Origin of the sequence: Pantoea sp. Morm, from assembly GCF_016643525.1 — a bacterium.
Classification (GTDB): domain Bacteria; phylum Pseudomonadota; class Gammaproteobacteria; order Enterobacterales; family Enterobacteriaceae; genus Pantoea; species Pantoea dispersa.
In genome coordinates this window covers 1-21,337 of sequence record NZ_VOQX01000074.1, presented here as the reverse complement: position 1 = coordinate 21,337, position 21,337 = coordinate 1, and the positions used below count along the sequence as shown (strand labels likewise).

General features: G+C 57.6%; 23 protein-coding genes and 2 pseudogenes. 12 read left to right on the top strand and 13 right to left on the bottom strand.

Annotation, left to right across the window (positions count from 1 at the left end; all coding sequences use genetic code 11):
- Both FT726_RS20665 and FT726_RS20660 read left to right on the top strand, forming a co-directional pair.
- Positions 1–458 (top strand): annotated as a pseudogene (locus tag FT726_RS20665) (tyrosine-type recombinase/integrase); the annotation flags it as partial.
- A 127-nt stretch (positions 459–585) separates the two neighbouring features.
- Positions 586–1,119, top strand: a complete 534-nt coding sequence (locus FT726_RS20660) for a GNAT family N-acetyltransferase (RefSeq protein WP_059009198.1) — start codon at positions 586–588, stop codon at positions 1,117–1,119.
- Between the two features lie 118 nt (positions 1,120–1,237).
- Here the strand turns inward: FT726_RS20660 and FT726_RS20655 are convergent, their stop codons facing one another.
- Positions 1,238–1,456: a hypothetical protein gene (locus tag FT726_RS20655; RefSeq protein ID WP_238562124.1), complete on the bottom strand. Its 219-nt coding sequence runs from the start codon at positions 1,454–1,456 to the stop codon at positions 1,238–1,240.
- Between the two features lie 331 nt (positions 1,457–1,787).
- Here FT726_RS20655 and FT726_RS20650 point away from each other — a divergent pair, with 331 nt between their 5' ends.
- The 4 genes from FT726_RS20650 to FT726_RS20635 all read left to right on the top strand — a co-directional run bounded on the left by FT726_RS20650 (position 1,788) and on the right by FT726_RS20635 (position 7,208).
- Entirely contained in the window at positions 1,788–3,500 is a 1,713-nt protein-coding gene (locus FT726_RS20650) for an ABC-F family ATP-binding cassette domain-containing protein (RefSeq protein ID WP_238562125.1), read from the top strand.
- 143 nt (positions 3,501–3,643) lie between these two features.
- The gene (locus tag FT726_RS20645) at positions 3,644–4,819 is read left to right on the top strand and encodes an efflux RND transporter periplasmic adaptor subunit (protein WP_141496116.1); all 1,176 of its coding nucleotides are present in this window, start codon (positions 3,644–3,646) and stop codon (positions 4,817–4,819) included.
- Positions 4,816–6,753: a MacB family efflux pump subunit gene (locus FT726_RS20640; RefSeq protein ID WP_346303357.1), complete on the top strand. Its 1,938-nt coding sequence runs from the start codon at positions 4,816–4,818 to the stop codon at positions 6,751–6,753. Before FT726_RS20645 ends, FT726_RS20640 begins: the two co-directional genes overlap by 4 nt.
- Before the next feature lie 176 nt (positions 6,754–6,929).
- Entirely contained in the window at positions 6,930–7,208 is a 279-nt protein-coding gene (locus tag FT726_RS20635; protein WP_058770289.1) for a hypothetical protein, read from the top strand.
- Positions 7,209–7,560: 352 nt separating this feature from the next.
- Here the strand turns inward: FT726_RS20635 and FT726_RS20630 are convergent, their stop codons facing one another.
- From FT726_RS20630 to FT726_RS20610, 5 genes are all read right to left on the bottom strand, one after another.
- Positions 7,561–7,776 (bottom strand): YdgH/BhsA/McbA-like domain containing protein, encoded by a 216-nt coding sequence (locus tag FT726_RS20630; RefSeq protein WP_058770290.1) that lies wholly within the window; start codon positions 7,774–7,776, stop codon positions 7,561–7,563.
- 114 nt (positions 7,777–7,890) lie between these two features.
- Complete coding sequence (locus tag FT726_RS20625; RefSeq protein WP_165899342.1) at positions 7,891–8,049, bottom strand: hypothetical protein; 159 nt, start codon at positions 8,047–8,049, stop codon at positions 7,891–7,893.
- A 141-nt stretch (positions 8,050–8,190) separates the two neighbouring features.
- Positions 8,191–8,406: a YdgH/BhsA/McbA-like domain containing protein gene (locus FT726_RS20620; RefSeq protein ID WP_059009207.1), complete on the bottom strand. Its 216-nt coding sequence runs from the start codon at positions 8,404–8,406 to the stop codon at positions 8,191–8,193.
- Positions 8,407–8,726: 320 nt separating this feature from the next.
- Positions 8,727–9,278 carry a C40 family peptidase gene (locus FT726_RS20615; RefSeq protein WP_021508972.1) on the bottom strand — a complete coding sequence of 184 codons (552 nt, stop codon included), beginning with the start codon at positions 9,276–9,278 and terminating at the stop codon, positions 8,727–8,729.
- 259 nt (positions 9,279–9,537) lie between these two features.
- The gene (locus tag FT726_RS20610) at positions 9,538–11,055 is read right to left on the bottom strand and encodes an MDR family MFS transporter (RefSeq protein ID WP_058759051.1); all 1,518 of its coding nucleotides are present in this window, start codon (positions 11,053–11,055) and stop codon (positions 9,538–9,540) included.
- Between the two features lie 78 nt (positions 11,056–11,133).
- Between FT726_RS20610 and FT726_RS20605 the strand changes: the two genes are divergently transcribed.
- The gene (locus tag FT726_RS20605) at positions 11,134–11,796 is read left to right on the top strand and encodes a TetR/AcrR family transcriptional regulator (protein WP_058770292.1); all 663 of its coding nucleotides are present in this window, start codon (positions 11,134–11,136) and stop codon (positions 11,794–11,796) included.
- A 1-nt stretch (position 11,797) separates the two neighbouring features.
- On the opposite strand, the gene FT726_RS20600 is transcribed toward FT726_RS20605, so the two are convergent.
- Complete coding sequence (locus FT726_RS20600) at positions 11,798–11,953, bottom strand: hypothetical protein (protein WP_168926280.1); 156 nt, start codon at positions 11,951–11,953, stop codon at positions 11,798–11,800.
- Positions 11,954–12,136: 183 nt separating this feature from the next.
- Here FT726_RS20600 and FT726_RS20595 point away from each other — a divergent pair, with 183 nt between their 5' ends.
- From FT726_RS20595 to FT726_RS20580, 4 genes are read left to right on the top strand one after another with little or no spacing between them, the layout of a single operon-like run.
- Positions 12,137–12,703: a peroxiredoxin gene (locus tag FT726_RS20595; protein WP_125310836.1), complete on the top strand. Its 567-nt coding sequence runs from the start codon at positions 12,137–12,139 to the stop codon at positions 12,701–12,703.
- A gap of 14 nt (positions 12,704–12,717) precedes the next feature.
- Positions 12,718–13,947, top strand: coding sequence for a cytochrome c biogenesis protein CcdA (locus FT726_RS20590; RefSeq protein WP_282995489.1), 1,230 nt, complete (start codon positions 12,718–12,720; stop codon positions 13,945–13,947).
- A 17-nt stretch (positions 13,948–13,964) separates the two neighbouring features.
- Complete coding sequence (locus FT726_RS20585; protein ID WP_282995490.1) at positions 13,965–14,516, top strand: sigma-70 family RNA polymerase sigma factor; 552 nt, start codon at positions 13,965–13,967, stop codon at positions 14,514–14,516.
- A complete protein-coding gene (locus FT726_RS20580; protein ID WP_288423453.1) occupies positions 14,509–15,138 on the top strand; it encodes an NrsF family protein in 630 nt (209 codons plus the stop codon). Before FT726_RS20585 ends, FT726_RS20580 begins: the two co-directional genes overlap by 8 nt.
- 21 nt (positions 15,139–15,159) lie before the next feature.
- Here the strand turns inward: FT726_RS20580 and FT726_RS20575 are convergent, their stop codons facing one another.
- A complete protein-coding gene (locus FT726_RS20575; RefSeq protein ID WP_058759046.1) occupies positions 15,160–16,224 on the bottom strand; it encodes an SDR family oxidoreductase in 1,065 nt (354 codons plus the stop codon).
- Positions 16,225–16,324: 100 nt separating this feature from the next.
- On the opposite strand from FT726_RS20575, the gene FT726_RS20570 reads away from it, so the two are divergent.
- Positions 16,325–17,227, top strand: coding sequence for a LysR family transcriptional regulator (locus FT726_RS20570; RefSeq protein WP_282995492.1), 903 nt, complete (start codon positions 16,325–16,327; stop codon positions 17,225–17,227).
- A 7-nt stretch (positions 17,228–17,234) separates the two neighbouring features.
- Here FT726_RS20570 and FT726_RS20565 read toward each other — a convergent pair whose 3' ends face one another.
- From FT726_RS20565 to FT726_RS20545, 5 genes and pseudogenes are all read right to left on the bottom strand, one after another.
- A complete protein-coding gene (locus FT726_RS20565) occupies positions 17,235–17,885 on the bottom strand; it encodes a methionine ABC transporter permease (protein ID WP_021508962.1) in 651 nt (216 codons plus the stop codon).
- Positions 17,869–18,966 carry a methionine ABC transporter ATP-binding protein gene (locus tag FT726_RS20560; RefSeq protein WP_058776052.1) on the bottom strand — a complete coding sequence of 366 codons (1,098 nt, stop codon included), beginning with the start codon at positions 18,964–18,966 and terminating at the stop codon, positions 17,869–17,871. The genes FT726_RS20565 and FT726_RS20560 overlap by 17 nt, the downstream gene beginning before the upstream one ends.
- A 2-nt stretch (positions 18,967–18,968) precedes the next feature.
- On the bottom strand, positions 18,969–19,769 hold the full coding sequence (locus tag FT726_RS20555) for a MetQ/NlpA family ABC transporter substrate-binding protein (RefSeq protein WP_346303356.1): 801 nt from the start codon (positions 19,767–19,769) through the stop codon (positions 18,969–18,971).
- A gap of 20 nt (positions 19,770–19,789) precedes the next feature.
- Positions 19,790–21,151: an LLM class flavin-dependent oxidoreductase gene (locus FT726_RS20550; RefSeq protein WP_152390922.1), complete on the bottom strand. Its 1,362-nt coding sequence runs from the start codon at positions 21,149–21,151 to the stop codon at positions 19,790–19,792.
- Positions 21,148–21,337, bottom strand: a pseudogene (locus FT726_RS20545) (SfnB family sulfur acquisition oxidoreductase); the annotation flags it as partial. The pseudogene FT726_RS20545 and the gene FT726_RS20550, both read right to left, overlap by 4 nt.

Here is a 21,337-nt window from a genome sequence, read left to right as displayed (position 1 = left end):
AAACTTCGGGGCTGTGATCTGGTTAAGCTAAAAGTTTCTGATGTGGCCTATGGGCACTCTGTTTCGGGCAGAGCGACAGTGCTGCAGCAAAAAACGGGAAGCCCCGTTCAGTTTGAACTGACTAAGGTAACCAGAGAGGCTGTAGCAGCGTGGATCAAAATGGCTCATCTACGTAGTAACGACTATCTGTTCCAGTCCCGCGTCGGTTCTTCACGACATATTTCAACCAGGCAATATAACCGTATTTTTCATGGATGGATTGATAAGCTGGGTCTCGACGAGACTCTGTACAGTACGCATTCTATGCAAAGAACCAAGCCATATCTGATCTATAAAAAACGAAGAATCTTCGAGTGTTCCAGCTACTGTTAGGTCACAAATACCTCGAAAGTACAGTCCGTTATCTCGGTATTGAAGTGGAAGATGCTCTGGAGATAGCTGAGTCTATTGAAGTTTAATTTGTGAGGGCTGCAACAGCAGCCCTGTGCCGAAAGTGGACGTTACGAATGTTGGTAAGGTTCTTGAAATCCAGCTCATGAAATCTTTAAATCTAACGGAACATAAAGAAAAATATGGAGAATGCCAATGCATTATGTTCCCTCTGCCGGACTTAATTATCGCTGTCTCAGCCACACTGACTGGCCATTTTATCTGGCATTAAATCAGGACCGCCATGTTATGCATTTCATTAGCGATTCACGAACGGAAGAGGAAATCAGAATCCACTCTTTTGAGAAGCGTTTGCAACCGTGGCAAAAAGGCAGTGAACACTGGCTGTGTCTCGTTATCAGTCAAAAGAATACACATTTACCCATTGGAGTAACTGGCTTTATTGAGCGTAGTGAGAGCATTGCGGAAGTAGGGTTCATACTTGCTTCGGAATTTCATGGCAAAGGTTTTGGCAGCGAGTCCTTAAAAGATATTGCTCGTTTTGCATTTAACACACATGGATATCACAAGCTAACAGCGACAGTTACCTCGGGTAATGAAGCTTCACGCAGGACATTGCTTAAGGTAGGATTTCAACATGAGGGCACATTAAGGCAAAACTATTTTCTTCAGGATCGGTGGCAGGATGACTGGGTTTTTGGATTGTTAAAAGACGAATTCAGTCATTAAGCATGCTTTAGCTGGGATAGACTTCAATTATCGAAGTCAGCTACTCGCTCAAAGCGGACATGAACTTTGGCCAAGTCCGCTTTAAGCCAAAGGCAAACATCTCAACATAACCAGGTTTTCATTCGATGCGTTTCACATCAGGATGATGCTCAGTTGCAGCTTCATGAAAGATATCACCCAGCCAGCCTGCAATTTCGTCTTCTGGCATATCATCTGGAATAACGATATCAAACATTCGTGAGAATTTTCTTTCTGTCACGTCGACGCGAAATACCTGCCAGCCATCATCCTTGCGCAGAACACCAATGTGGCGGCCAAAAACGTCATAAATCAACATATTCAATCTCCTGTGACATCAATCAGACTCTGACGCCATACTATACCAACGCCGATACAAATCGCTGGAAAAAGCCGCACTCCGCCACTATTATCGGCTGACTTATTCACCTGCTGATAACTAAGGAGGAACTCTATGCCGTCGTGTGAACTGTTTGTTTACTCACACTTCTATGGTGACTGGACCCGCTCAGGTTTTACCGCACTCGTGCTGCGATAATCCGCCTGAGCGAAGTTCTGACAATTTAATCCCTTCTCTCCGGCTTACCGGGTTGTCGTCAGCGAAATTCTGACGTCAGGCTTTTTTGCGCCTGCAACTTGAGAGTAAGTAGATGAGCACACTCCTTTCCGCACATGCCGTCGGCTTCGACAATGCCTTTGGCCCGCTTTTTCATTCCCTGGATTTCAGCCTGAAAAAAGGCGACCGCATCGGCCTGATTGGCGACAACGGCAGCGGTAAAAGTACCCTGCTGAAAATTCTCAGCGGTGAACTGGCCGCCAGTCACGGCAGCGTCACACCCGCCAGCCACTGTCTGCTGGCGCGCATTGAACAACTTCTGCCGGAAACATTACTCGAGGCCTCATTGCTGGATGGCGTGATCGCCCGGCTGCCCGCAGCACAGCGCAGTAGCGAGCGCTGGCGTGCCGAGGCGCTGCTGCATACGCTGGGTTTCAGCACAGCGCAGCAGTCACAAACCGCGGCGACGCTGAGCGGCGGGCAGCATATGCGGCTGTTGCTGGCGCGCGCGCTGATTCTGCAGCCGGATTTACTGTTGCTGGACGAACCGGGTAACCATCTCGACCTGCCGACCCTGCTGTGGCTTGAGAATTTCCTGATCGGCTGGCAGGGCAGCTTTGTGCTGGTGTCCCACGACAGCGCGCTGCTGGATCGCGTCACCAACTGCAGCGCAATCCTGCGCGATCGCACGCTGCACGTCTTCCGTCTGCCCTGCACGGCCGCCCGCGAGGCGCTGGCACAGCAGGATGAGGCGGATGCGCAGCGCCACCAGGCACAGCAGCAGGAGATCGCCCGGGTTGAGAGCAGTGCAAAACGGCTGGCGATCTGGGGTCGGACCTATGACAACGAAGGTCTGGCGCGTAAAGCAAAACAAATGGAGAAGCGCATCGACTGGCTGAAAGCCGCGCAGACCACGCTCAGCGCCGGCAGTCCGTGGCAGCTGCAGTTACAGGGCGAAGCGCTGCAGGCGGATCGCGTGCTGGCGCTGCCGCCGATGTCGATTCAGCCTGCTGCCGGGGCGCCGACCCTTTTTTCCCTGCCCGCGCTGCAGGTGAAAAGTGGCGATCGCATCGCGATTGTCGGCCACAACGGCTGCGGCAAATCCTCACTGCTGCGCCAGCTGTGGCACAGCTGGCAGCAAGGCGACAGCCCGCTGTTTCATCCGCGCGCCCGCGTCGGCTATTACGACCAGAGCCTGCAACAGTTGCGTGACGACCAGACGTTAAGCGCGGCGCTACACGGTTTCGCTGCGCTGAGCGATGAGCAGTGCAAAATGGCACTGATTAGCGCAGGCTTTCCCTGGCTGCGCCATCAGCAGAAGGTTGCCTCACTCAGCGGTGGTGAGCGCTCGCGCCTGCTGTTTGTCGGCCTGACGCTGGCGCGCTACTCGCTGCTGCTGCTGGATGAACCGACTAACCATCTGGATATGGCAGGCAAAGAGGAGCTGGCGCAGGCGCTGCAGCAGTTCGCCGGCGCGGTGCTGCTGGTGTCTCACGACCGCAGCCTGATCGCCAGCAGCTGCAATCGCTTCTGGCTGATTGAACAGCAGCAGCTGAGCGAGTGGCACGACTGGCCGCAGGTGACCGCCAGGCTGGCCACCGCTCATGTGCCAGTCGATCACCCGCTTGCCGCTGCTGCCGTCGATGACCGCCCGGGCGATGAAGATGCGCTGTTGCAGGCGCTGCTGGTGCTGGAAGAAAAGCTGCAGCAGGACGAAGCGCGTAAGGCAAAGCATCAGAAACCGGCGCAGCAGCAGCAGTGGCGCAGGGAGATTGCGCAGCTGAAGCAACAGCTGAATCTGCTCTGAACGGATTGACTGACGGGGTATCGCTAACCCACAACCTGCGCCAGGGATGGCGCACTCCCCTGCGGCTGACAAAATTCCGCAGAATTTTTCTCCAGTTTGTCCCGCTTAGTGATTATTATTCTCGCTAAATTTAAGGGACGATGATGCACACAATGACGAAAAAATGGCTGTTTGCCGCGCTGACCGCGCTGGTGATGATTCTGGTTCTCTGGGCATATTCGGCGTCACGCAGTAAACCCAATCCGCTGATGACCGCCGCGGTGCGCCAGGGCGACATCGAAAACGTGATTGCCGCTACCGGCAAAATGGACGCGATTGAGCGCGTTAACGTCGGTGCGCAGGTCTCCGGTCAGGTGAAGAAGCTGTATATCAAAGCTGGCGACAACGTGCGCAAGGGCCAACTGATCGCGGAGATCGATGATCAGCCGCAGCGCAGCGATCTGCGTAATGCGCAGGCGGCGCTGAGCGTGGCGCAGGCGGATTTACAGACCCGTCAGGCTACGCTGGTACGCCAGCAGGCACAGTTTCAGCGCCTGCAGCAGATGGTTAAAACCAATGCCGTTTCCCGCCAGGATTTTGATACCGCCGCCGAAGCGTGGCGCATCGCCCAGGCAGAGCTGACGGCGCAGCAGGCGCGGGTGATTCAGGCGCAGATCGAAGTGGATAAAAAGCAACTCGATCTCGGCTACACGCGCATCATGGCACCCATTGACGGCACGGTGGTGGCGATTGTCACGAAGCAGGGCCAGACCGTAAACGCCGTGCAGAGCGCCCCGACCATCGCTAAACTGGCGCAGCTCGGCACAATGACCATCAAAGTGCAAATCTCCGAGGCGGACATTACCAATATTCAGCCCGGCCAGCAGGCGTGGTTTACCACCTTCGCCAACCCGGATAAACGTTATAACGCCACGCTGCGCAGCATCGAACTGGCTCCTGAGTCGGTGATGAAAGATGATGCACTGATGGGTAACAGCGAAAGCAATACCGTGAGCAGCACGAACGCGGCGGTGTATTACAACGCCCTGCTTGATGTGCCGAACCCGGATAATGCGCTGCGCATCTCCATGACGGCGCAGGTTAATCTGCTGCGTGACCAGGCGAAAAACGCGCTGCTGGTGCCGGTACAGGCCACGAAAAAGGCCAGCGATGGTCGTACTTACGTCGAAATCGCGGATCAAAATAATCAGCCAGAGAAGCGCTACATCACCACCGGCATCAGCGACAGCGTTGACATTCAGGTGCTGAGCGGGCTGCGCTTAGGGGAAAAAGTGATCCTTGCCACGCAGCAGCCGGGCGCGGACAAGGTGGTGATGTGAATATCATCGAACTGCACAACATTCAGCGCAGCTACGTCAATGGTTCGCAATCCCTGCAGGTGCTGAAAAACATTAATCTGCAGATTGCCAGCGGCGAAATGGTGGCGATCATCGGGCCCTCGGGCTCAGGCAAATCCACGCTGCTGAACATTCTTGGCTGCCTTGATGCGCCGGACAGCGGTGATTACCTGATTGGCGGCAAAAATACCGCCACGCTCTCGCCCGATGCGCTGGCGCAAGTGCGGCGCGAGCACATCGGCTTCATCTTTCAGCGCTATCACCTGATGCCGGATCTCAGCGCGCTGAGCAATGTTGAAATACCGGCGATTTATGCCAACTTATCCGGCACCGCACGCCGTCAGCGCGCCGCACAGCTGCTGGTACGGCTCGGATTACAGGGGCGCGAACAGCATAAGCCGGGCGAGCTATCGGGCGGCCAGCAGCAGCGTGTCAGTATTGCGCGTGCACTGATCAACGGTGCCGAAATTATCCTCGCCGATGAGCCCACCGGCGCGCTCGATTCGCACTCCGGTGAAGAAGTGCTGCGCATCCTCAGCGAACTGAACTGCGAAGGTCACACGGTGATTATCGTTACCCACGATATGAAAGTGGCGCAGCACGCGGAACGCATCATCGAAATTCAGGACGGCGAGATTTTTGCCGACAGCGGCAGTACTGCCACGGCCGCAAAAACGCGCTTTACGCCAGCGCCACGCAAGCGGCAAAGCCGATTCCGCGGTCTGCTTGACCGGCTGCGCGAATCATTGCGCATGGCGCTGAATGCCATGAACGCCCACCGCCTGCGCACCGCACTGACTATGACCGGCATTATCTTTGGCATTGCCGCCGTCGTCACCGTGGTGGCGCTGGGCCAGGGCGCACGGGAAAAAACGCTGGAGAGCATTTCCGGACTGGGTACCAATGTGATTTCTATCTATGCCGGCGGCGATTATGTCGAGGATGATGCGCATCCGGTACAAACCCTGGTGATGGCCGACGCCGATGTGATTGCGCGCCAGCAGTTTGTCGCCGCCGTCAGTCCGGAGATCATCGCCACGCAGCCCATTCGTTACCTGGCTAACGCCTCCAAAACTTCAGTTTCCGGCGTAGGCGTCGACTATTTTCGCATTCAGGGCATTAAGCTGGTGGAAGGCAGCAACTTCAGCGATGAGCGGCACGCGCGCCAGGAAATCATCATTGATATCAACACGCGCAATAAATTATTTGGCGAACAGGGCCCGAGCCCGATTGGCAAAATGATTGTGCTGGGATCGGTGCCGGTGCGTGTTATTGGCGTGGCCAATAATGAAGATGGTCTGTCGCCCAACCGTCTCAGCGTCTGGCTGCCGTGGAGCACGGTGATGTATCGCATTAGCGGCCAGACCGCGCTCACCAGTATCAGTATTAAACTCAAAGATGATGTGGTGAGCGGTGCGGCGGTGGAATCGCTCACCCAGTTGCTGACGGCGCGCCACGGCACCAAAGATTTCCTGATGTTCAACCGGGACAAGTATCGTAAAGCGATAGAAGGTGCGGCGGCCACGCTGACGCTGCTAATTTTACTGGTGGCTTCGATTGCGCTCATGATCGGCAGTATTGGCGTAATGAACATCATGCTGGTGTCGGTGACCGAACGCACCCACGAGATTGGTGTGCGCATGGCGGTAGGTGCGCGACGCGGCGACATTATGCAGCAGTTTATGATTGAAGCGGTGCTGGTGTGCCTGGTGGGCGGATCGCTCGGCGTGGCGCTGTCTCTGGTGATAGGTCCGGTCATTTCACTGCTGGCTGGCGGCGTGCTGACCGCCATCTACTCATGGCAATCGGCTGGCGCAGCCTTTGCCTGCTCAACCATTATCGGCATGATATTTGGTTATCTGCCCGCGCGCAAAGCCGCACGAATGGATCCGGTCGCCGCGCTCGCCAGCGAATAAAATCAGCAACCGGACCGGCACATTATTCATGCTGGTCCGGTCATTTCAGGTCTAATCCGAAAGTCATTAAATCAATTAGCCCCGCAGGTCATCATCGGCGTAGACTGAACGCGTCTCTAATTTAGACACATCACCGATTATCTATTCGATGGCTATCACTCGCCCGAGAGTAAGTTATGTTAGAACCGCACTATTTTTATTTATGTCACGATCCGGACGCCGGCTGGGTATTGCATAAAAAAGGCTGTTACGTACTGGAATTTGAAGAAGAAAAGCGCTTTATCGGCTCTTTGTATACCGTGCATCAGGCGCTGACGGTAGCGCGTATCCACCATCCGCAAATAGCCTGTTGCCGCGACTGCCTGCTGGACAAAGGCCGGTCGAAAAGAACGCCGGTTAATAAAGAGAAAAATCTGATTCCCTCTCGCCATTTTGACGACGACGCGAAAAAATAACGGTGCAGATTACGCAAACCTAATGTGTTTTGAAATGGTGAAATAAACTCTCCCGCTTCGCGTTTATTTAGCCGCAACCGGATTCATTTCTGACAAAATAACCGACGGGTAAGTCGGGAAATCCACTCAGCGTTTATCGCCTGACGGTTTGATATTAAAGCAGTTATCCACAACTGACGTGCAAAGAGGCTGGCTTATCCTGTGGATAAACGCCTGGGCTCCGCCTGTTGCGCCCGCTGAGCAGGATTGGTCAAATTTCGAACGCCAGCCTGATGCTTTTGATAGCTTTCAGCCGGGCCGGAAACAGCAAAGCCGCCCGAAGGCGGCCTTAACGCAGTTAAGCAGTCTGAACTTAGTTATACAGTTCAGCCGTCATGTGCACGCGGTTGTTGGTGTTGGCTTCAGTAATTTTATACTGAGCGCCCTGCTCTTGCGCCTGCGCGGCGATTTTAGCTTCTGCACCGTCCAGCGTAGAGGAAGTCACGGTTACGCTCTGGGCAAAGCTGGCAGCTGACATCAGAGAAAGAGCGGCAACAGCGGCGATTGACATAGCTTTAATGGTTTTCATGGTCTTATTCCTTAATGGTTGTGGCTGAAGGCTGTGTGCCTTCGATGAAACTAATAATAACTCAGGTTACTATACTGCAATTGATAATTAGTGCGATTATCGTGACCGTGCTAATTATTTCTGATCGCCCGGTTGCGCCAGCTCAGCGCGCACCGTCGCGATAAATTGCGGCCAGTGGGCAAAACGAATCACCGGAACGTGAGCATGGCGTTGCGTGCGTAATGCATCTGCAAAAGCCAGCGCCTGCCGGTTGATATCCACGTTGTTCAGCATATTGCGTTCTCCTGCCAGACAGTCTGCGCTGCATATTCAGCAATATCGCCAGAATGATTGATACGCTGCGAGCCTGACTGCACGACAAAAAAGGCCGCCCGTCAGGCGACCCGTTCTGGCACATCCCTGTGCAACCATCCATTATTTGTAGAGTTCAGCGGTCATGTGCACCAGGTTGTTGGTGCTGGCTTCCAGAATTTTATATTGCGCGCCCTGCTGCTGAGCCTGAGCGGCAATTTTCGCTTCGGCACCATCCAGTGTGGTGGAGGTGGCTGAAACGGTTTGCGCGAAGCTGGCAGCAGACATCAGGGAAAGCGCGGCGGCGGCGGCAATGGTCAGTGTTTTGATAGCTTTCATGGTCATATTCCTTAGCGTTTGATGAGAAGGCGCTGCGCCTTCGATGGAGATAATAATAACCATGTTTACTATTACAAAATTGATAATTAGTGCGGATACTATGATCGCACTAATTGTTAATGCGTGATATTAAAATTATTTATTTACAATCAATAGGTTGATTGGATTTCAATGCCCATAAAGCGGCACAGAGCGTTAAAGCAGCCATCATGTTGGAGGCGAATTGCCACTGAAACAGGAGACGAATGGTTGACGGCGGGATGGCTCTGAGCGCGGGCGCGAAAACGTCGCGCCGCGGTTTTGTGGAAAGAAGTCTGACCTCAGACTTTATTTTTATAATTGAAACTGATCTGCGAATTTTGCTCGCGCGGGAGTCGTCTGGCTTCTAAATATACCGATTTCCAGTACGGATTATTCAGTGACGAGCGCATCACGCCCTGGCTGACTGATGCATGCAGGAACTGGCGATCGGTGTCGTAAAAGCCGACGTGCAGCTCATGCTTAATGCGGAAGAACACTAAGTCGCCAGGCTGTAAATGCGCCTGATCGACCGGCTTACCCATGGCAATCAGTTCACGCGTTGTGACGCGATCCATGGGAATATTGAAACGATCTTTTAAGGTGCGCCAGACAAATCCGGAACAGTCAACGCCGGATAATTGCGTTCCGCCCCACTGATATTTGGTGCCTTCCCACGAATGCATTTGATCGTGCAAAGCGGCTATTACCGGAATTAAATCGGGCTGTTTACCACCGTCCTGTGAGGTATCAACACTTTCCTGCTCCGGTGCTGGCGAGGAGTGAGACGAGCAGCCAGCCAGGGTTAATAACATCAGGCAGGCAATCAGGTTGCGGGCCGCAGTAGCAATCATAGGGTGACGTTTCACAGTGGATAACAGGGATAGCAGATTTATACCGTAAAGAAGTTGCAGAAATAAAGCGTCTCCGCCCGAATTCTCGCTGTCTTCACTATTTTTACCTAAGTTTACAGAAAGGTAACGCTATGTATTTAGGATAAAAATCTACATCTTTTGCTGCTTTGCGCCGACAGCGCATATTTATCCGGCAAATTGCGTTTAAATTTTATTCCGCAGCCTGACCGACGGACCTGCTGCGAAATAACCGGAAAGCTTATTTGCGCACGTTATCGCGCAGCGGCGACTCCGGCAGCAGCAGCGAAAGTATAAAAGCCAATAGCATAACGCCGGCGGCCATCTGAAATGCGGCATGCACCGCATCACTGAACACCAGCAAATAAGCCTGACGCAGCGCTGCAGGCAAATGGTTCACGGCGACCGGATCCAGCGAAGGCGGCAGCACGTTACCCTGCTCTATCAGTCGGGTCGCTCCGGATTTCAGCACGTGACTGAACACAGCGCCAAACAGCGCAACGCCGATCGAACCGCCCACCGAGCGAAACAGCGTAACCGATGAGGTCGCTACGCCGATGCGATCGGGCGTCACCGCATTTTGCACCGCCAGCACCAGCACCTGCATAGTCATGCCCATTCCCATGCCGAGCACGCTGGAGAACAGATAAATGTGCCAGAGCGGCGCATCCAGCGTCAGCGTGGTCATCAGCGCCATCCCGGTTGTGGCCAGTAGCGTCCCGGCGATGGGGAACAAACGGTATTTCCCGCTGCGGCTAATCATGCGACCACTAATGATCGAGGTGACCAGCAGCCCGCCCATCAGCGGTAACAGCTGTAGTCCGGCCTCGGTGGGCGTGGCGTTTTTTACCACCTGCAGATAAAGCGGCAAAAACGTCACGCTGCCAAACAGCGCCATGCCGATAATAAACGCCATCAGACTGGCGAGGGAAAAACTGCGATTGCGGAACAGATCGAGTGGAATGATCGGTTCCCACGCGCGTCGCTCCTCATAGATAAATCCCAACACGCCAACCAGCCCCATGGCCAGAATGCACCATAGCTGGGGATCTGACCATTCGCGCAGCGTGCCGCCTTCACTGGTAAACAGCGTCACGCCCACCAGCGCCAGGCTGAGAAACACCGCACCCGGATAATCGATTTCATGGGGTTTGCGTCGGCTATCCGCTTTAAACACTGCATTAATGATCAGCAGCGCCAGCAGGCCGAGCGGCAGGTTAATGTAGAAAATCCAGCGCCAGGACATGTGCTGCACGATAAAACCGCCCAGCAGCGGCCCAATCACCGTCGCCAGACCAAACACGCCGCCAAACAGGCCCTGGTACCGGCCGCGATCGGCGGGCGGAATGACATCCGCGACCGCCGCCATGCTCACCACCATTAATCCGCCGCCGCCCAGTCCCTGCAGCGCACGGGTAAAGATCAGCTGCGGCATGTTTTGCGCCAGCCCGCACAGCGCCGAGCCCAGCAAAAACAGCACCACCGAGATTTGCAGCACCGTTCGGCGGCCAAACAGATCGCCAAATTTGCCGTACAGCGGCACAACCAGGGTTGAGGCCAGCATGTAAGCAGTGACGATCCACGACAGGCGATCCAGCCCGCCCAGTTCGCCGACGATAGTCGGCAGCGCGGTCGAGACAATGGTCTGATCAAGCGCGGACAGCAGCATCACCAGCATCAGCGCGCCCATCAGCAGGCGAATGGAAGGCGGGCTGGTTGCCCCGCTGTCGCGCTGCGATGTGATAGATTGAGGTTTCATAACGACACCGTTTGAAATTAATTAAATGCACAATTAATATTAACCGAAGTCTGACACGAAACCCGTGAGTACGTAAAGATGACCGCACAAAAAGTGATGGAGAGCGAGACAGCGCCTTCTGATAAACCCCGCCGGCCGGGCCGTCCACGCGGCGGCGCAATCAATGCCCAGCAGCGCGAACATCTGCTGGACATCACGCTCGCGCTGTATGCGCAAAACGGCATCGCGGAAACCTCGCTCAACGCCATAGCCCGTAAAGCTGGCGTCAGCCCGGCCATGCTGAATTACTATTTTCAGTCGCGCGAGTCACTGCTGGATACCGTGGTCGCGGAACGCTTTGTGCCGTTACGGCAACGGCTGGAAGCGCATTTTGTCGAAGAGAGTAGTGACCCTGTCGCTGCGATCAGCGGGTTTATTAAAGAGTTCGCGGATATCGTGCTGAGTCATGACTGGTTCGCACCGCTGTGGCTGCAGGAAGTCGCCAGTGGTCAGGGGCTGGGCGGCACGCTGAAACAGCGTCACGGTCATGCCGGACGCGAACGGATTCGCGCGTTGCTGATTCAATGGCAGCAGCAGGGATTACTGAACAACCAGCTGAATGTCGATGTGCTGATGACCTCAATTCTCAGCATGGTACTGGTGCCCTTTACCCGCTTTGCCCACGAGCCGGGCTTTGATACCGAAATGATTCTGCAGCACACCCTGAGCATGGTGTGCCACGGTATACAGCCGCGCAACTGAGTCAGGCGTCGTCGCCGTGGGTCAGCGTCTCCAGCTGCTGCCAGAAATCTTCCGGCACCGGCTGCACCCGGGGTGGCGGCTCGGCAATGTGCTGTTCAAGGGAGGCCAGCAGCTGCTGGGTTTCACTGTGCTGTTTATCGCAAGACGTTGAAGACATATCTAAAACCTAAAAAAACATCAGGCGATTATTGTAAGGATTTCACGCAAAGAATAAATAAACGAGACGGGAAAAAGGGATCTGCCCTGCTTTTTTTTGCCCTCCGCGCAACTTTTTACCGACTGCGGCGAACTGTCTGGCTGAACACCCCTAACCGGACCTCTTTCACCGCAGGAGCAGATCATGACAACTATCAGGCATCTCATCGCTACCCTCACCCTCGGCACCACGCTGAGCCTCGCCGCCTTCGCTGCTGGCGCGGCGCTGCCCGTCGGGGCCAAAGCACCTGACTTTGAACTTCAGGGCGCGCTGGCCGGTAAGCCGCTCACTTTCTCGCTGCAGCAGGCGCTGCAAAAAGGGCCGGTGGTGCTCTACTTCTTCCCGGCGGCCTTCAGCGCGGGTTGTACCATTGAGGCGCACGACTTCGCCGAAGCCACGGATGATTTCAAAAAAATGGGCGCCACGGTGATTGGCGTCACTGCCGGTAACACCGAGCAGATCAGCGATTTTTCTAAGCTGGAGTGTCGTGACAAATTCGCCGTGGCTGCCGATCCGGGCGCCAAAGTGGCCGCCGAATATAAAACGCTGATGCAGATAAAAGGCAAAACGCTGTCTGACCGCACCTCTTATGTGATTGCCCCCAACGGCAATATTCTGCTGAGCTATACCGACAGAAACCCGGATACCCACATCGAAAAAGCGCTGGCGGCGGTGAAAGAGTATGACGCTGCGCATCCGCAAGCGCAGTAAGTGAGAGGCCAGCCATGTTAACCGCGATGCTGGCCGCCTTTTTGGGCGGCATCATCCTCAACCTCATGCCGTGCGTCTTTCCGGTGATTTCGCTGAAAGCGCTTGGCCTGCTGCGCCATCAAAGCCAGGCTGCCAGCGCGCGCCGTGAAGGCCTCGGTTTCCTGCTCGGCGTGCTGGTGACCATGATGGCGCTGGCCGGCATTCTGCTGGCCGCACGCGCGGGTGGCGCCGCGGTCGGCTGGGGCTTTCAGCTGCAGTCACCGCTGGTTATCGCCCTGCTGTCGCTGGTGATCCTGGCTGCCGCGCTTAACCTGCTTGGCGTCTTTGAGGTGGGACTAACGGTGCAGCGCGTCGGGGCCATCGACATCCAGCGCGGCGCTTTTTTGCGTTCCGCGCTGACCGGGGCACTGGCGATCATCGTAGCCACGCCCTGTGCCGCGCCCTTTATGGCCAGCGCCATCGGCTACGCGCTGGTGCAGCCCCCTGCGGTTGCGCTGGTCATTTTCTTTGCGCTGGCGCTCGGCTTTGCCGCGCCGTTTACCCTGCTGTCGCTGTTCCCGCCGCTGGCACGATTTCTACCGCGTCCTGGCGTCTGGATGGATATCCTTAAGCGCGGGCTGGCCTTTCCCATGCTCGGTGCCTGGGCCTGGCTGGTATGGATTCTGGACCAGCAGGCGGGCAGTAGCGCGCTGGCTGTTGTGCTGGCCGCCTCGGTGGTGCTGGCGTTTGCCGGCTGGCTGTATGGCATGGCGCAGCAGCGCCGCTTTGCCGGAAAAGGGCACAAAGCGCTGTTCAGCGTCACGGCGATATTGCTGATTGCGGTGATCGCGCCGCTGCCGGGGCTGATCAAGCCAGGCGCGGCGCTGCAAGGCGATATACAGGCGCAGGTCAGCAAACAGACGTGGACGCCGCAGGCGGTGGCCGCTCAGCGCGGGCATGGCAAAGCGATTTTTGTCGATTTTACCGCATCATGGTGCATCACCTGTCAGGTGAACGAGAAGACCTCGCTGTCGACCCAGGCGGTGAAAACCGCACTGGCGAAAACCGGTACGCTGTACATGGTGGCAGACTCGACTAAATTTAACCCGGACGTTGATGACGTGATGAGTGAGTTTGGTCAGGGCGGTTTACCAATGTACCTGGTGTATCCGGCTGATGGCGGACCACCGAAAGTACTGCCGCAGGTGCTGACACCCGGCATCGTAGTGGATGCGTTAAACCAGGCGGCAGCGAAGAAGACGTAACGGCAACAAGGCAGCGTATGCACACAGGCGATAGCGCACGTGAAAACTGGCCCGGACTGATGGAACGCGCGCAGGCCGGGGATCAGTGTGCCTACACCCGGCTGCTGCGGGCGCTGGTGCCGGTGATACGCGCGCAGGTGCGGCGCAGGCTGAGCGATGAAGCCTTAACGGAAGATGTGATTCAGGATGTGCTGCTCACGCTGCATCGCGTGCGCCATACCTACGATCCCGCTTACCCTTTTCTGCCCTGGCTGACGGCGATAGTCTCGGCGCGCGCCATTGATGCCCTGCGCCGCCGCAGCCGCCAGCTGCACTGCGCGCTTGACGACGCTCAGGCCGCCGATCCCGCCAGCACGGCAGAACAGCAGCAGCTGGACACCCGGCAGGAGCTGGCGGGCTATCTCAGCCAGCTGCCGCTGCGTCAGCGTGAAATCGTTGAGCATGTTCATTTGCATGAAATGAGCCTGAACGAGGCGGCGGCACACCATAATCTGAGCGTGTCGGCGGTGAAATCGCTGTTGCACCGCGCGCTCATCAATCTGCGCCGCTTTGGAGCAAACCATGACTGACCATCATTTGCTGATTGAAAAACTGGGGCGCGATCTGCGCCCGGTGAAACGCCCGCCGGCGAGCGGAAAACGCGTGCTGGGCTGGCTGGCGCTGGCGCTACCGGCCGGCATCGCGGCCAGTTTGCTGGTGCCGCGCACTCTGACCGACTGGTCGCAGGCCGGCGCGATGCAGGCCGCGCTGCAACTGATGCTGGCGTTTATCCTCGGGCTGCTGGCGATGCGCAGCGCCTTTGAACTCAGCATTGCAGGGCGGCGCGGCATCAGCGCAAAGCTGCTGTTGCCGCCGGGCCTGCTGTGGCTGGGATTGAGCGCCAGCAGTCTGCTGCAGACGTCCACGCCGCTGCAGCAGCACGACACGCTGCCGTGCTTTGTTTTCCTGCTGGTGGTGAGTCTGCCGATGCTGCTGCTGACCATCATCAGTCTGCGCCAGACGCGGGCGCTCTATCCGGCCCGCAGCCTGGCCATGGCGGGCCTGGGCGTCGCCTGCATGGCGGTAAGCCTGCTGGCGTTCTGTCATCCGGTGCACCTGCATGCGCTGGATTTGCTGCAGCACCTGGCGGCCATCGTGAGCATCATCGTGCTGACCGTATTGCTTGGCCGGCGCTGGGTGCAGATCGCCTGACGACGCCGGCCAGTGACGTTATCAGGGAATGATGCGCTCCGCACGCAGTCGGTCGAACAGCTGGGTGAAGGAATCCAGCGTCGCGCGATAGCCGGTAAAGCCGGCTTTACGGCTCTTGCTCATATCGGTAAACGCCTCCATCGGCCGGCCCAAATCCGCATCGGTGTGCCACCACGACGCCAGTTTATCGATGTCCGCTTCACGCAGCTGATAGCGCGCAGCGATCTCACGCCAGGCCGCTGCGGCTTCCTGCATGCGTCCTTCCAGCGGCATCATCTGCGCCGGATAGTCTGCAGCTTCAATACCGAAATAGTCTGCCAGACGCGGCCATAGCCAGTTCCAGCGGAACACATCGCCGTTAACCGCGTTGAAATCCTGATTGGCAGCCCCTTCAGCACGGGTCGCCCACAGCAGCTGTTCCGCCAGTAAACCGGCTTCGGTGACATCGGCCAGACCGTTCCACTGCTGCGGCGAGCCGGGAAAGATGAACGGCCAGCCTTTTTCACGGCACAGCGTGGCGTAAACAGCCAGCGTCTGCCCCATGTTCATGGCGTTACCCAATGCATAACCGATGATGGTGTGCGGACGGTGCACGCTCCAGCTGTAGCCATATTGCTCTGCGCCGGCAAACACTTCATCTTCCTGCGCATAGTAAAAGTTATCGACCGGCTGACGTCCCTGTTCTTCGCGGAACGGCGTCACCGGCACCGCACCTTTGCCATACGCTTCGAACGGACCAAGATAATGCTTCAGCCCGGTCACCAGTGCCACATGCGCGCCGTTCAGCCGCTCGCCAAGCGCGGCAATGACGTTATGCACCATGCCGCCGTTGACGCGAATGTTCTCTTTTTCATTCGCCTGGCGTGACCAGACGCTAAAGAACAGCGCATCCGGTTTTTCCTGTGCCAGCGCATTGCGCACCGCTTCTGCATCGGTCAGATCGGCCGTCAGACTGCGGCAGCCCTCGGGAATGGCACCGCGTCCACGCGACAAACCGGTTACCTGCCAGCCCTCGCTTTGCAGCCTTTCCGCCAGCGCACGACCGATAACCCCGCTGATCCCCACGATTAACGCCTGTTTTTGCATGTCGAATCTCCTCTGTTGCAGTTATCCTTAGCGTAATAGAGAATTAAATTCTTAGCCGTGGCATTAATTCACATCATTCCTGAACTGGATTCACTAATACATGCACGATCAGCGTCTGAAAGACATCGTTCCTTTTGTCGCCAGTGTTGAAAGCGGCAGTTTTGCCGCTGCCGCTGAGCGTCTGCACCTGACCGGTTCCGCCATCAGCAAAAGCGTGACGCGGCTGGAAGCGCGGCTCGGCTCTCGCCTGCTGGAGCGCACCACCCGCAGCCTGACGCTCACCGACGCCGGCAGCGCCTATTATCAGACCTGCCTGCGCATTATGGAGGAGCTGGCGGAAGCCGAAGCGGTACTGGCGGCGCAGCGCACCATTCCTTCCGGGCGATTGCGGCTGGCGGTGCCGAATACCTATGGCCGGCTCGGCGTGATGCCGCTGCTGATTCCGTTCTGTCAGCAGCATCCGGATGTGGAACTCAGCCTGACCTTCTCGGATCGCTTTATTGATCTGTTTGATGAGGGCATTGATGTCGCGGTGCGCATCGGCGGTTCGCCGGATCTGCCCGCCTCGCTCGGCTGCCGGGCGATGGGCCGCGAGCGTATGGTGTTTTGCGCCGCGCCGGACTATCTGGCGCGCGCAGGCAGACCGACCAGCGAGAGTGAGTTGCTGCGGCATCGGGCGATTCTGTATGAGCGCGTTGACGGCAGTACCAAGCCGTGGCTGTTTACCACGGAGGATGGACATCCGCACTGGCGTCAGGTGCCTTCTCGCATGGCGCTGGGTGACGTGGATGCACAAATGCAGGCGCTGTGCGCTGGACTCGGGGTGGCGCAGATGCCGTCATGGCTGGTGCGTGACGCGCTGGCGAGCGGCGCGCTGGAAGTGATTGTGCCGCAGCAGCAGCCGGACGGTCTGCCGCTGTCGGTGATTTGGCCGCGCCGCAAACAGCTGCTGCCGAAGGTCGACGCGCTGCTGGCGGCGCTTGACGGCCTGCAGATCAGCTGAAACGCCTTTAGCGATGGTTCAGCCGGCGCGACAGCCGGTCGCCACACAGCTGCAGCAGCGTGACCAGTGCCACCAGCACCACGATCACCGTGAGCATGACCTGCATATCGAAACGCTGGTAGCCGTAACGATAAGCCAGATCGCCCAGCCCGCCGGCGCCAATCGCACCGGCCATCGCCGAGGCATTAATCATCGTTACCAGCGTAATGGTAAAACCGCTGACGATGCCAGGCCGCGCTTCCGGCAGCAGCACGTGCCAGACAATATGCCAGCGCTGAAAGCCCATCGCCTGCGCCGCTTCCGTCAGCCCTTTATCCACTTCGCGCAGACTCACCTCCGCGATGCGGGCAAAAAACGGCGTCGCCGCCAGCGTCAGCGGCACCACGGCCGCCCAGACGCCGTAGGTAGTGCCGACAATCCAGCGGGTAAACGGGATCAGCGCCACCATCAGAATCAAAAACGGAATCGAGCGAAACAGGTTCACCAGCCAGCCCAGCAGCCGGTTGAGCAGCGGATTGGGGAACAGATCGCCGCGCCCGGTCACCACCAGAATCACCGCCATCGGTAAACCGATCAGCAGTGCCAGCAGCGACGACACGCCGACCATCAGCAGCGTATCCAGCAACCCCTGCCATAAACGATCAATAGCCAGTGACATAACCTGCAACCTCCAGTTGGTCCGCCAGCGGATGAAGCGCGGTAAGGGCTGCCGGCGCGTCGTGCCGGGCATCCAGCAGCAGCAACAGCTGGCCGGTGGGTTTGCGATCGACCCATTCAACCGCACTATACAGTAGTGTCAGCTCGCCGCTGACCTGTGCGCTGATCGCCGCCAGATCCGGTTGCGCGCCCTGCCCGCTGTAGCGCAGCCGCACCAGCAAACGCGAGTCCACGTCCTGACGTTGCGGCGTCAGCAACGGCTGGATGGCCTCCGGCAGCGCGCCGAATTGCGGATTAAGCAACTGCCGCGTCGTCTCATGCTGCGGATCGCTGTACACCTGCCACACCGGACCGCGCTCAATGATTTCACCCTGATCGATCACCGCCACCTGGTGACACAGGTCGTGCACCACGTCCATCTCATGGGTGATCAGCACAATAGTGATATGACGCTGCTGATTGATTTTTTTCAGCAGCGCGAGGATGGCGCGCGTGGTTTCCGGATCCAGCGCCGAGGTTGCCTCGTCGCACAGCAGCAGTTCCGGATCGTGCACCAGCGCGCGCGCAATGCCGACGCGCTGCTTCTGCCCGCCGGAGAGTTGCGCCGGCCAGGCATGCTGGCGCGCTTCCAGCCCAACCAGCGCCAGCAGCTCATCCACTTTTTGCCGCCGTTGCGCCGCCGGTATGCCAGCCACCTTCATCGGCAGCTCAATGTTTTGCCGCACCGTTTTAGCAGACAATAAATTGAAGTGCTGAAAAATCATGCCGGTGCGGCGCCGCCACTGCACCAGCTGGCTGGCGCTCAGTGAACTGAGATCAATACCGTCAATCACCACCGCACCCTGCGTCGGATTTTCCAGCCGGTTCAGACAGCGGATCAGCGTCGATTTGCCCGCGCCGCTGCGGCCAATGATGCCAAAAATTTCGCCGCGTTTAACCTGTAAGTCGATGTGCTTCAGCGCATCCTGCGACTGGCCGTCATAGCGTTTGCTCAGCCCGCGGATCTGCACATGCGCACGGCCCGCGACCGGCGTCGTGGTGTGCAGCGCCGCCTGCTCGCCAGGAAGAGTCAGGCTGACCATAATTACTGGCTCCAGCCCGGCTGATACAGCTTGCCGTAGAACTCATCCAGCTTCGCGCGCACCACCGGCGAGTGCTGATAGATATCAACAAACTTTTTGAGACGCGGATCGTCCTGATGTCCGTCGCGAATCACGAACTGAATCACATATTCCGGATGCTCAAGGCCATCAAATAACAGGGCCTTGTTGGGGTCGATGGTCTTCGACAAGCGCAGATAGTGCGGATACCCCTGCGCCAGGTCGACCTCATCCAGCGAGCGCGACAGCTGCACTGCCTCCACTTCGATGATTTTCAGGTGTTTGGGATTGCTGGCGATATCATCCACGGTGGATTTCAGCCCGCTGCCCGGTTTTAACGTAATCAGCTGCGCATTTTGCAACAGCAGCAATCCGCGCGCACCGTTAATCGGGTCATTGGCAATCGCCACCGTGCCGCCGTCCGGAATCTGATCGATTGCTGTGTGCTTCTTCGAATAGAGCCCGATGTTATTGATGATGGCGGGCGCATACGGCACCAGATGGAAACCGCCCTCGCGGTTGGCATTGTCAAGAAACGGCTTGTGCTGGAACAGGTTGACGTCAATGTCGCCATTTTCCACACTCACGTTCGGCGCAGTCCAGTCGGTGAACTCCACCAGCTCCACCTGCAGTCCCTGCTTTTTCGCTTCAGCCACGGCGGTTTCCAGCGGCGGCGCGAAGGCCGCCGTGGTACCGACTTTGAGGGCGCCGCTGTAGTCACCGGCGGCAAACGCGCTGGCGGTAAATATTGCGGCGCTCAGCGCCACTAATGAGGCAAATTTCATCCTGATTTCCTGAGGTTAAATTAACGAACGTCAGCCACAGGCCGCCAGCGCGCGGCCGGGTGGCGCGCGGGCAGACGATCCTGCTGCTGAAAAATTTTTTGCCGCAGCGATCCCGGCTGATAGGCGGTTTTGAAGCGGCCGCGCTGCTGAAGTTCCGGCACCACCAGCTCAATAAAATCGCGGTAGCTTTGCGGATTCAGGATGCGCGTCAGATTGAAGCCGTCGATGTCGCCTTCATCAATCCAGCGGATCAACTGGTCGGCGACCTGAGACGGGTTGCCGACAATCACCGGATAGCGGCTACCGAGGGCATGCTGCTCCAGCAGCTGGCGACGCGTCCAGCCGTTATAGGCTTTGCTCACCGATTCAATGGCGCGCGTGTCGCCGCTGTGAATCGGTTCATCGAGGCCAAACGCAGCGAGATCGACGCCAATTGAGCTGGAGAAGTGCGCAATGCCGGCTTCAGCACTGGCGTATTCCAGATAGCTGCGGTGCTTCTCCTGCGCTTCGCGTTCGCTGGCGGCGACGATCACGCTGACGCCCATAAAGATGCGTAAGTCGTCCGCCTGACGACCCGCCGCCACCGCCGCGTGGCGCAGACGCTGCGCCTGCTCGCGCAGCGCCGCCGGCGAGCTGGCATTCACGAAACTGCACTCGGCGTGCCGCGCAGCAAACGCCACGCCGCGCGCGGATGATCCTGCCTGGAATAGCAACGGCGTGCGCTGCGGCGAAGGGCTGCTCAGGTGATAGCCCTGCACCTGATAAAATTCACCCTGATGATTGATCGCGTGAATCTTCTGCGCGTCGGCATACAGCCGGCGCTGTTTGTCGGCCAGCAACGCATCGTCCTGCCAGCTGCCTTCCCACAGCTGATAAGTGACATCAAGAAACTCATCGGCCTGGTCGTAGCGCCGATCGTGCGCCAGCAGTTGCTGCTGACCCATGGCGCGCGCCGCGCTGTCGAGATAGCCGGTCACGATATTCCAGCCGATGCGGCCATTGGTCAGATGGTCGAGCGTCGACAGGCGGCGGGCAAAAGGATAAGGGGCTTCGTAGCTGAGATTGGCGGTCACGCCAAAGCCCAGATGCTGCGTCACACTGGCCATGCCGGAAATCAGCATCAGCGGATCGTTCACCGGCAACTGAATGGACTCGCGCGCCGTCAGGCCGATACCCTGCTGATACACATCGTAAACGCCGAGAATATCGGCAATGAACAGTCCGTCGAACAGGCCGCGCTCCAGCAGACGCGCTAAATCCAGCCAGTACGCCAGCGAATTGAACTCCACTGAGCGGTCCTGCGGATGGGTCCACATGCCATGGTGAATATGCCCCACGCAGTTCATGTTAAAAGCATTGAGCAGAATCTGTTTGCGGCTCATAGCGTTCCCCGTCGCGGCGGCAGCACGCCGTTAAGCAGATAGTTGCCGATGACCGGATATTTCCAGCGTACCGGGTCATGCAGCGTGTGGGTACGCGCGTTGCGCCAGTGGCGATCGAGGTTGTGCTCGCGCAGGCTGGCGCGCGATCCGCCCAGCTCAAACAGCAGGTTGCCGGCTTCCAGCGCC